The organism is Baekduia sp., from assembly GCF_035318805.1.
In the GTDB taxonomy this organism is placed as follows: domain Bacteria; phylum Actinomycetota; class Thermoleophilia; order Solirubrobacterales; family Solirubrobacteraceae; genus Baekduia.
This window is the reverse complement of sequence record NZ_DATHDY010000091.1, coordinates 1-9,116: the sequence shown is the minus strand read 5'-3', so window position 1 is coordinate 9,116 and position 9,116 is coordinate 1. Positions and strand designations below refer to the sequence as shown.

Annotated in this window: 9 protein-coding genes; 5 read left to right on the top strand and 4 right to left on the bottom strand. The window is 72.6% G+C overall.

Going from position 1 to position 9,116, the window contains the following annotated elements; translation table 11 throughout:
- Positions 1-65: 65 nt before the first annotated feature.
- The 3 genes from VK501_RS19235 to VK501_RS19225 form a co-directional block, all read right to left on the bottom strand.
- Positions 66-1,052: an ABC transporter permease gene (locus VK501_RS19235; RefSeq protein ID WP_349261037.1), complete on the bottom strand. Its 987-nt coding sequence runs from the start codon at positions 1,050-1,052 to the stop codon at positions 66-68.
- 183 nt (positions 1,053-1,235) lie between these two features.
- A complete protein-coding gene (locus VK501_RS19230) occupies positions 1,236-2,264 on the bottom strand; it encodes a sugar ABC transporter substrate-binding protein (RefSeq protein WP_324340217.1) in 1,029 nt (342 codons plus the stop codon).
- A complete protein-coding gene (locus VK501_RS19225) occupies positions 2,261-3,181 on the bottom strand; it encodes a TIM barrel protein (protein ID WP_324340216.1) in 921 nt (306 codons plus the stop codon). The genes VK501_RS19230 and VK501_RS19225 overlap by 4 nt, the downstream gene beginning before the upstream one ends.
- A 118-nt stretch (positions 3,182-3,299) precedes the next feature.
- On the opposite strand from VK501_RS19225, the gene VK501_RS19220 reads away from it, so the two are divergent.
- Both VK501_RS19220 and VK501_RS19215 read left to right on the top strand, forming a co-directional pair.
- Complete coding sequence (locus VK501_RS19220) at positions 3,300-4,343, top strand: LacI family DNA-binding transcriptional regulator (protein WP_324340215.1); 1,044 nt, start codon at positions 3,300-3,302, stop codon at positions 4,341-4,343.
- A complete protein-coding gene (locus tag VK501_RS19215; protein WP_324340213.1) occupies positions 4,340-5,014 on the top strand; it encodes a serine protease in 675 nt (224 codons plus the stop codon). Before VK501_RS19220 ends, VK501_RS19215 begins: the two co-directional genes overlap by 4 nt.
- Here VK501_RS19215 and VK501_RS19210 read toward each other — a convergent pair.
- Positions 4,942-6,348, bottom strand: coding sequence for a PLP-dependent aminotransferase family protein (locus VK501_RS19210; protein WP_324340212.1), 1,407 nt, complete (start codon positions 6,346-6,348; stop codon positions 4,942-4,944). The genes VK501_RS19215 and VK501_RS19210 overlap by 73 nt on opposite strands.
- A gap of 47 nt (positions 6,349-6,395) precedes the next feature.
- Here VK501_RS19210 and VK501_RS19205 point away from each other — a divergent pair, with 47 nt between their 5' ends.
- The 3 genes from VK501_RS19205 (at position 6,396) to VK501_RS19195 (ending at position 8,552) form a co-directional block, all read left to right on the top strand.
- The gene (locus VK501_RS19205; RefSeq protein WP_324340210.1) at positions 6,396-7,721 is read left to right on the top strand and encodes an FAD-binding oxidoreductase; all 1,326 of its coding nucleotides are present in this window, start codon (positions 6,396-6,398) and stop codon (positions 7,719-7,721) included.
- An 8-nt stretch (positions 7,722-7,729) separates the two neighbouring features.
- Positions 7,730-8,296 carry a dihydrofolate reductase family protein gene (locus tag VK501_RS19200; protein ID WP_324340206.1) on the top strand — a complete coding sequence of 189 codons (567 nt, stop codon included), beginning with the start codon at positions 7,730-7,732 and terminating at the stop codon, positions 8,294-8,296.
- A gap of 91 nt (positions 8,297-8,387) precedes the next feature.
- Positions 8,388-8,552 (top strand): hypothetical protein, encoded by a 165-nt coding sequence (locus VK501_RS19195; protein WP_324340204.1) that lies wholly within the window; start codon positions 8,388-8,390, stop codon positions 8,550-8,552.
- Positions 8,553-9,116 lie beyond the last annotated feature (564 nt).

Here is a 9,116-nt window from a genome sequence, read left to right as displayed (position 1 = left end):
GTTGCCGAAGTACTTGCAGACGTCACGGACCTCGAGCAGCGAGGTGTCCGTCGCCGTGGTGGCGGTCATCGCCGAGCCCCCTCCGCGCGCTTGCGGATGTAGTTGTTGACGAGGACGGCGGCGAGCAGGATCACGCCGAGGAAGAGGAAGCGCCAGTCGGTGTTCCAGCCCGAGAACTGGATGCCGATGAAGGCCATGCCGATGATCGTCGCGCCGAGCGACGCGCCGACCGCCGAGCCGTAGCCGCCGGTCAACAGGCAGCCGCCGACGACGGCCGCGATGATGAACTGGAACTCCTGGCCGACGCCCTGTCCGGCCTGGGTCGAGGCCAGCCGCAGCGCGATCATGATGCCGGTCAGCGCGCACACGAACGACGTGGCCATGAACAGCCCGATCTTCACGCGCGCCACCGGGACGCCGACGTTGCGCGCGGCGTTGGCGTCGCCGCCGACGCCGAAGATCCAGTTGCCGACGCGCGTTCGCGCGAGTATCCACGTCCCCACCGCCGTGATGGCGATCCACCACAGCACGGTGACCTGGAAGTCGTGCGGCGACCAGAAGTGGCCGCCGAAGAGCTTGTTGGCGCTGTCGTAGCCGGCCGCGGTGTCGAGCCCGCTGACCGACACCTGGTTGGTGATCGCCTTGGTGACGCCGAGGTTGACGCCCTGCAGGATGAAGAACGTCGCGAGCGTCACGATGAAGCTCGGCAGCTTGGTCTTCATCACCATGTAGCCGTTGATGAACCCCACGGTGGTCGCGGCGATCAGCGTGAGGAGGATCGCCAGCCAGATGTTCATCCCGACCTCGGTCGCCAGGATGCCGAGCATCAGTCCCGCCGAGCCGGTCATGACGCCAGCCGAGAGGTCGAACTCGCCGCCGATCATCAGCAGCGCGACGGCGACGGCGGGGATCCCGATCGTCGAGGCGACGTCGGTCCAGTTCGAGATGCCGTCGAGCTTGAGGAACAGCGAGTTCTGGGTGAAGAAGAACAGCGCCACGACGACGGCCGCCAGCAGCGCGCCGATCTCCGGGCGCCGCAGGAGGCGCGCCATCGTGCCGATGTTGGCCAGCCGCTCGTCGGCGACCGGCGTGGGTGGCGGCGCGGCCGCCGCCGGTGAAGGGGCCGCGGGGGCGGGGCCCGACGCCGTGCTGTGCTTGCTCATCACGTCTCTCTCCTCAGAGTGCGCGTGCGGTGGGCGGCCGGCTCCGGGGCGGAGCCGGCCACCCGGCCGCTGCTAGCGGGTGCCCTCGCCGGCGAGCTTCTCCACCGTGTCGGCGTTGGTCTTGTCGACGAAGCCCGGGCCCGTGAGGACCGGCAGACCGCCGCCGACCGTGTTGGCGTTGGTCTTGTAGAGCTTCAGGAACACGACCGGCAGGTACCCCTGGAGGTACTGCTGCTGGTCGACCGCGAACGAGATCGTCCCGCTCTTGATGTTCTTGATGACGTCCGGGTTGATGTCGAACGTCGCGATCTTCGCGTCGGAGCTGGCGCCCTTGACCGCGGTCACGGCCGCGGCGGCGATGTCGGGGTTCAACGTGATGACCGCGTCGAACGACTTGTCGGCCTGGAGCTTGGACTTGATCTCGGTCTGCGTCGTCGCGATGTTGGCCGTGCCCTTGACCTGCTGCGTCGTCACGTTGGCGCCGAAGCCGTCCTTGACGCCCTGGCAGCGCTGCTGCAGGCCGATGTTGTTCTGCTCGTGGATGACGCAGAGCACCTTCTTGGCGCCCTCGGCCTTGAGCTTCTCGCCGGCCGCCTTGCCCGCGATCGTCTCGGTCTGACCGACGTGGGTGATCGCGCCGAGCGCCTTGAAGTCCTCGGCTCCGGAGTTCAGCGTGACGATCGGGATGCCGGCCGCCTTGGCCTTCGCCAGCGAGCCCTTGATCGCGTCGGCGTTCGGGACCGAGACCGCGAGGCCGTCGACCTTCTGCGACACCGCCGCGTCGATGAGCTGGGCCTGCTTCTGCGGGTCGTTGTTGGACGGGCTCCAGATGAGCTTGACGCCCTCGTCCTTGGCCGCCTGCTCGGCGCCCTTCTTGACGACCGACCAGAACGAGCCCTCGTCGCTGTGGGTGACCATCGCCACCGTCAGCCCGCTGCCCTGGGTGAGGTCGACCTTCGCCGCGGTGGTGCCGCTGCCGCCGCCGGCCGTCGTGTTCGCCGTGCTGTTGGTGGACTTGTTGTCGTTGCCGCCGCAGCCCGCCGCGATCAGCGCGGCGAAGACCAGCAGCGCAGCCAGCAGGCTGCCTACCAAGCGCCTCATGTGTGGGACACCTCTCTCCTCGGAGCCCAGGTGGACAGGAACTCGATGCTCTTGCGGACATCGAGCACTGGGCCGCCGTCAGCCGGGGGCTCCGACCCGGTGATGGCGACGTCCTGCTCGAGCACGAGCCAGCGCCCGTACCCGACCTCGGCCAGGAGGCGGACGACCTCGTCGATCCTCGCGTCCCCTTCTCCCAGCGGCCGGAACAGCCCTTGCTGCGTGGCCTGCACCAGCGACAGCTCCCCGCTGCGGACCTTCGCCGCCAGCGAGGCGTTGACGTCCTTGAGGTGCACGTGGCCGATGCGGTCCGCGTGCCGGCGGACGAAGTCTGCGGGATCGACGCCTCCGATGAGGAGGTGGCCCGTGTCGAGCACCCAGCCGGCGTCGGTGACGGCGAGCGCGCGCTCCACGTCCTCGGCGGTCTCGACCAGCGTGCCGACGTGCGGATGGATCAGCAGCTGCAGGCCGTGGCCGGCGGCGACCTCGGCCATCTCGGCGTAGTGCGCGCCGAGGCGCTCCCACGCGGCGTCGTCGAGCGGGATGCGCGGCGCCCAGCCGGCGTCGACGACGATCGCCGCGTTGAGGACCTCGGCGCCGGCGGCGGCCATGGCGGTCGCGACCTGCTCGAGGTGCGCGCGCGTCGGCGCGACGTCGGGCTCGTGCAGCACGAGGGGGACGAAGCCGCCGACGAGCCGCAGGCCGTGGCGGTCCAGCTCGGCGCGCACCGCCGGGCCGTCGAGCGGCAGCCAGCCCAGCGGCCCGAGCTCCGTGGCGCGCAGGCCGAGGCCGGCCATCTCGCGCAGGACCCGCTCGGGATCCATCTGCCGTCCCCAGCCGGGGACCTCGCAGACGCCCCACGAGATGGGGGCGGCCGCCAGCCGGGCCATCAGCTCCGGCGTTGCGTCGTGCTGACTCACGCTGTACGTCTCCTCCGGACCGGCGCCCCGTTAGAGCGCTCTAACCGCGACGGTAACCCCGACGCCCTCGTGATGTCAAGCCTTTTCATTGGAGCGCTCCAATGCAACGATGCGCTCCATGCCGCGTTCCTCTCCGAACGGCCGCGTCCCGTCACCGAGCACCTCGCGCTCGGCGTACGTGACGATGGACGACGTGGCACGGGAGGCCGGCGTGTCGCGGGCGCTGGTGTCGCTGGTCATGCGCCGCAGCGACAAGGTCAGCGCCCAGCGCCGGGAGCTCGTCCTGGACACCGCGCAGCGCCTGGGCTACCGCCCCAACGCCAACGCGCGTAGCCTGGCGAGCCGGCGCACCGACACGGTCGGGGTGCTGCTCAACGACCTCCACAACCCGTTCTTCGCCGAGATCGCCAGCGGCATCGAGGACCTCGCCTCGGAGGTCGGGTACCGGCTGCTCATCATCACCGGCGGACGGCGCGAGCAGCGCGAGCGGGCGATGTTGGAGGCCTTGCTCGAGTACCGCACCGACGGCCTGATCCTCGTCTCGCCACGCATGACCGGGACGCAGATCGCCGAGGCGATCGGCACCGTGCCGTGCGTGGTCATCGGCCGGCGGCTGCGCGTGGGCGCCGACTGGGTGATGACCGACGAGGCCATCGGCGCGCACCTTGCGGTCGAGCACCTCGTGGGGCTGGGCCACCGGCGGATCGTCCACGTCGACGGCGGCGCGGGCGCCGGTGCGGCCCCGCGGCGCGCCGGGTACCTGAAGGCCATGGAGGAGGCCGGCCTCAAGCGCCAGGCGAAGGTTCTGCTGGGCGACTTCACCGAGGACGCCGGCGTGCAGGCGGCCGTCAAGCTGCTGGCCGGCGGCGCGCTGCCCACCGCGGTGTTCGCCGCCAACGACCTCGTGGCGCTCGGGCTCATCGACCGCCTGGAGCGCGACGGCGTGCGGATCCCCCAGGACGTGTCGGTCGTCGGCTACGACAACACGTTCGTCGCCGGCCTCAACCACATCAGGTTGACCACGGTCAACCAGCCGCGCCACGAGATGGGCCGCGAGGCGCTGCAACTGCTGCTGGAGCGGGCGGAGGGCCGGACGGGCCGCGCGACGCGCCTGCACGTGCCGACGCTCGTGGAGCGCTCCACGACGGCGCCGCCGCCGTGAGGGCGGCGCTCGTGGTCGCGGTCGCGGCCGTCGCGGTCGGTGGCTGCGGCGCCGGTGAGGGCGACGGCGAGCCCGGCGCGCCCGCCGTCCAGGTCGTCCGCGTGAGCGTCGCCGGCGGCCTGGTGCCCTCGGTGGCGACGGGCGTCGCGGTCGGCGGCGACCGCGTGCTGACCGTGGCGCACGTCCTGCAGGCCGGTCGTACGCCCGCCGTGCTCGGCCGGCGCGCCGCCGTGCTGCGCCTCGACCGCCGCGCCGACCTGGCGCTGCTGCGCGTGCCCGGGCTCCGCGCGCCACGCCTACACCTACGCCTTGGCGACGGCAGCGGGACGGTCGCGATCCGCGTCGTGCGCGACGGCCGTGCCCGCACGCTAGCGGCCACCGTCCGCCGCCGCGTCACCGCCCGCGTCCGCGACGCACCGGGCGACGCGCCACAGGTCCGTCCCGGCCTCGAGCTGGCGGCCGCGGTCGCGCCGGGCGACTCCGGCGCCCCGGTTCTCGATGCCGAGGGCCGCCTGGTCGGCATCGTCTTCGCCCGCACCAGCGACCGGCCTGACACCGCCTGGGCCGTCGACGCCGGCGCCGCGCGCGCGCTGCTGGCTCAGCCGTCGGCGATCGCGGCCGCCAGCAGCTCGATGCCCTCGCCGATCCGGCGCTCGTCCAACGTCGCGTAGCCGAAGACCAGACCGCCGGGCCCGTCGGCAGACAGGCGGTAGGGCCCCACGCCGTAGACGCCCACGCCGCGCCGCGCCGCGCCCTCCACGACCTCGCGCTCGTCGAGCTCGGGCGGCAGCCAGGCGACGAGGTGCATGCCGGCGGCGACCCCCGCCGGGCGCAGGTCGGGCAGGCGCTCGCGCAGGGCGGCGAGGAGCGCGTCGCGGCGGCGCCGGTAGACCGGCCGCATCCGGCGTAGGTGCCGGTCGAACTCGCCGCGGGAGAGGAAGTCGGCAAACGTGAGCTGGTCGATGACGGGCGAGCCGCGATCGGCGAGCACCTTGGCGGCGGCGAGATCGTCGACCAGGTGACGCGGCACCACGAACCAGCCGAGCCGCAGGCCGGGGGCGAGCGTCTTGCTCGCCGTGCCGGCGTAGACGACGCGATCGGGCGCCAGCCCCTGCATCGAGCCGATCGGCGCGCGGTCGTAGCGATACTCCGCGTCGTAGTCGTCCTCGACGATCAGCGCGCCGGTACGCCCCGCCCACTCGAGCACGTCGGCCCGCGACTCCGCCGACAGCACGCCGCCGGTCGGCCACTGGTGCGACGGGGTGAGGATCAGCGCGTCGGCCTCGATGCGGTCGAGCACCTCGGTCCGGATGCCGTCGCCGTCGACCGGCACGCCCACGACCTCGAGGCCCGCCTCCGCGGCGACGACCCGGGCGTCGTCGTCCGCCGACGGATCCTCGACGGCGACTCGCTTGGCGCCCGCTTTCGCCAGCAGCCCGATCAGCAGCGCGATGCCCTGCGCGAACCCGTTGGTGATGACGATGTCCTGGGGCGTGGCCGACGTGCCCCGCACGCGGTTCAGGTAGCCGGCCAGCGCCTCGTGCAGCTCGGGCACGCCGCGGCCGTCGAGGTAGCCGAACCGCCCGTCCGGCGTCTCGGTGAGCACCCGGCGCACGGACCGCAGCCACGCGGCGCGCGGGAAGCTCGACACGTCGGCGCGGCCGTAGCCGAAGTCGATCCGCGGCGCGGGGGCGACTGCCGGCCGCGCCCGTGGCGGTGCGGTGTCCTGGCCGATGGCCACTTGCGTGTAGCCGCCGGTCCGGCTGGTCAGGTAGCCCTCGGCGCCGAGCTGCTCGTAGGCCTCGACGACGACGCCGCGCGAGACCCCGAGGTCGGCCGCCAGCGTGCGCGTGGGCGGCAGCGCGGTGCCGATCCGCAGCCGTCCCGAGCGGATGCCGTCGCGGATCGCCGTCTCGACCTGGCGGTGCAGCGGGACGCCGGCGTCGCGCCGGAGCTCAACGAGCAGCTCCCCGGACCGACCCGAATTGGTCCTCGCCATCGGCATGCGATCGGACCTTACCGCGGGTACCGCTTCGTGGCAGCCTCCCCGCCATGACAACGGCGACGGCACACCGCGCACGCGCCCGGCTCGACGGGCAACTGCTCCTCCCAGGCGACGCGGGGTACGACGAGGCGCGGACGGTCTGGAACGCGATGGTCGACCGCCGGCCGCGGATGATCGTGCGCTGCGCGAGCGTGGCCGACGTGACGCTCGCGGTCCGCACCGCCCGGGAGCTCGACCTGGAGATCGGCGTGCGCTGCGGCGGCCACAACATCCTCGGGCTGGCGATCCCCGACGACGGCCTGATGATCGATCTCACGCCGATGGGCGCGGTGCGGATCGACGGCCAGCGCCGCCTCGCATGGGTGCAGGGTGGCGCGCTGCTCGGCGCCCTGGACCGCGCCGCGCAGGCACACGGCCTGGCGACGACCGCCGGCAACGTCTCGCACACCGGCGTGGGCGGGCTCACGCTCGGCGGCGGGATGGGCTGGCTCGCCCGGCAGCACGGCCTCGCATGCGACAACGTCGTCGCCCTGACGATGGTGACCGCCGACGGCGACGTCGTCGGTGCCAGCGCGGACGAGAACCCGGATTTGTTCTGGGGCCTGCGCGGTGGTGGCGGGAACTTCGGCGTCGTCACCGAGTTCGCGTTCGCCCTGCACCCGACCGGGACCCGGACGGTCGTCGCCGAGCTCTCCTTCCCGGCCGACGAGGCCGCGCCGGTGCTCGCCCGCTGGCGCGACCTCGCCACCGCGGCGCCGCGCGAAGCCACGTTCACCGCGTCGGTGGGCGCCGGTGGCGGCATGGTGACGGTCGGCTTCGTCTGGATCGGCGACCCCGAGCGGGGCCGGCGGCTGGTCCCCGCGCTGCGGGCGCTCGGGCGGCCCGCGACCCAGCGGGTGACCACCCCGTCGTACCTCGAGCTCCAGCGGCGCGACGACAGCCGGCAGGGGCACGCGCTGCGGCGGTACTGGAAGGGCCACTACCTGCCTGGGCTGCCCGACGGGGCGATCGACGCGCTGCTGCGCACCGAGGTGGACGCGAGCCTCCAGGCCTACGGCGGCGCGATCGCCGACGTCGGCGACGAGGACACGGCGTTCAGCCACCGCGACACGCGGTTCGAGTACGTCGCCGCGACGCGCTGGACCGACCACGCCGACGACGAGGGCCGGATCGCCGCCGCCCGACGCAGCGCCGCGGCGCTCGACGGGTTCGCCGCCGGCGCCTACGTCAACGCCCTCAACGACGAGGGCCACGCGGGCGTCACCCGAGCCTACCCGGCCGCCAAGCTGGCACGGCTGACGGCCCTCAAGGACGCCTACGACCCCGGCAACGTCTTCCACCTGAACCACAACATCCGGCCCAGCGCCCGGTAGGAGAGCTCATGCGACGCATCATCAACTCGACGTACGTCTCGGCCGACGGGGTCATCGAGAACCCGCATCTGTGGCCGGCGGGCGAGCCCGACGACGGCACCGGCGGACGGATCCAGACCGAGCTGCTGCTCGCGTGCGACGCGGTCCTGATGGGCCGGCGCACCTACGACGGCTTCGCCCCAGTGTGGCCGACGCGCTCGGGCGACCCGTACAGCGACCGGATCAACACCATGGAGAAGCACGTGGTCTCGTCGACGTTGCGGGACCCGGAATGGACCAACACCACCGTCATCGACGGTGACGTCGTCGGCGCGATCACACGGCTCAAGGAGCGGCCGGGGCAGGACATCGTCCAGTACGGCTTCGGTCAGCTGTCCTACACCTTGCTGGCGCACGGCCTGCTGGACGAGCTGCGGCTGTGGGTCCATCCGCTGTTCGTCGGCCGCGCGGGACCGCAGGACCTGCTGTTCCGCGAGGGTCCGCCGGCGCCGCTCGAGCTCGTCGACGCCACGCCGCTGACGTCGGGCATCGTGGTGTTGACCTACACCTTCGCCGACGCCCTCACAGCGCGCTGAGAATGCGCTGATCCTCCCCCGGACCGCCGCCGCCGGATTCACAGCGCTCGGCAGCGCCGGCGTAGTCGCGACCTTCGCCGCCCGCGGCCTCATGGGCCTCGCCGGCCGCACCGACCTCGTCTCCCCCGGCGCGACGTCCGAGCGCTTCCGGTCGCTGGACCGCGGCTACTACGCACCGCTGTGCCTCACGCTCGCCGCCCTCGCCGCCCCGGCGGCGCTCGGCGGCGCCCCGCGGTCGTCTGAGGCGAGCCGATAGCCCGCGGTCCGCAGCCTGGCGGTCGAACGGCACGACGTCCGTGGAGACCCAGAAACCGTCGCGCTTGTCCTGGTCGCGGCACGTTCGTGTGATCCGTGGCACGCCAGTCGGCGCAGGTACGTGGCATCGGCCTGATCGATGCCGACCGCGCGCGGCGCGACCTTTCGGGCGGCGACGGTGACCTTGTCGGCATCCATGCCAGGAAAGCGCAAGGTCACGGTCACGATCTGGCCGTCCTGAGGATCCAAGAGCTCCGGCGTTGCGCGGGGGTTGTCGGCGGGACTAATCGAGGTGTAGTAACACGCCGGGTGCCGAGACCCCGTCACCGGCGTTCCGAACGGGCGGGATCCGTCAACCAAGAACGTTGCCTTGATCCCGTGCGCGTTACGCGGCAGCGATCGGTTCATCCGGACAAAAACGTAGTGGAGGGACCCCGTTCTTCGGTCCACTGACTGCGAGAGTCGAGTGGTCGTAGCGCCGGGCACGGTAGGTGGCTTGTCGGACGGATCGCCTGTCGCGAGGCGAGCCCGTAGGGCGAACCGAGCGGCGGGCGATCCGTCCGCG

Coding starts and splice junctions, on each gene's coding strand:
- VK501_RS19200 (WP_324340206.1), top strand. CDS start 7,730: ATGCGACGCATCATCAACTCGACGTACGTCTCGGCCGACGGGGTCATC.
- VK501_RS19220 (WP_324340215.1), top strand. CDS start 3,300: ATGCCGCGTTCCTCTCCGAACGGCCGCGTCCCGTCACCGAGCACCTCG.
- VK501_RS19235 (WP_349261037.1), bottom strand. CDS start 1,052: ATGGCGCGCCTCCTGCGGCGCCCGGAGATCGGCGCGCTGCTGGCGGCC.
- VK501_RS19195 (WP_324340204.1), top strand. CDS start 8,388: ATGGGCCTCGCCGGCCGCACCGACCTCGTCTCCCCCGGCGCGACGTCC.
- VK501_RS19205 (WP_324340210.1), top strand. CDS start 6,396: ATGACAACGGCGACGGCACACCGCGCACGCGCCCGGCTCGACGGGCAA.
- VK501_RS19230 (WP_324340217.1), bottom strand. CDS start 2,264: ATGAGGCGCTTGGTAGGCAGCCTGCTGGCTGCGCTGCTGGTCTTCGCC.
- VK501_RS19210 (WP_324340212.1), bottom strand. CDS start 6,348: ATGCCGATGGCGAGGACCAATTCGGGTCGGTCCGGGGAGCTGCTCGTT.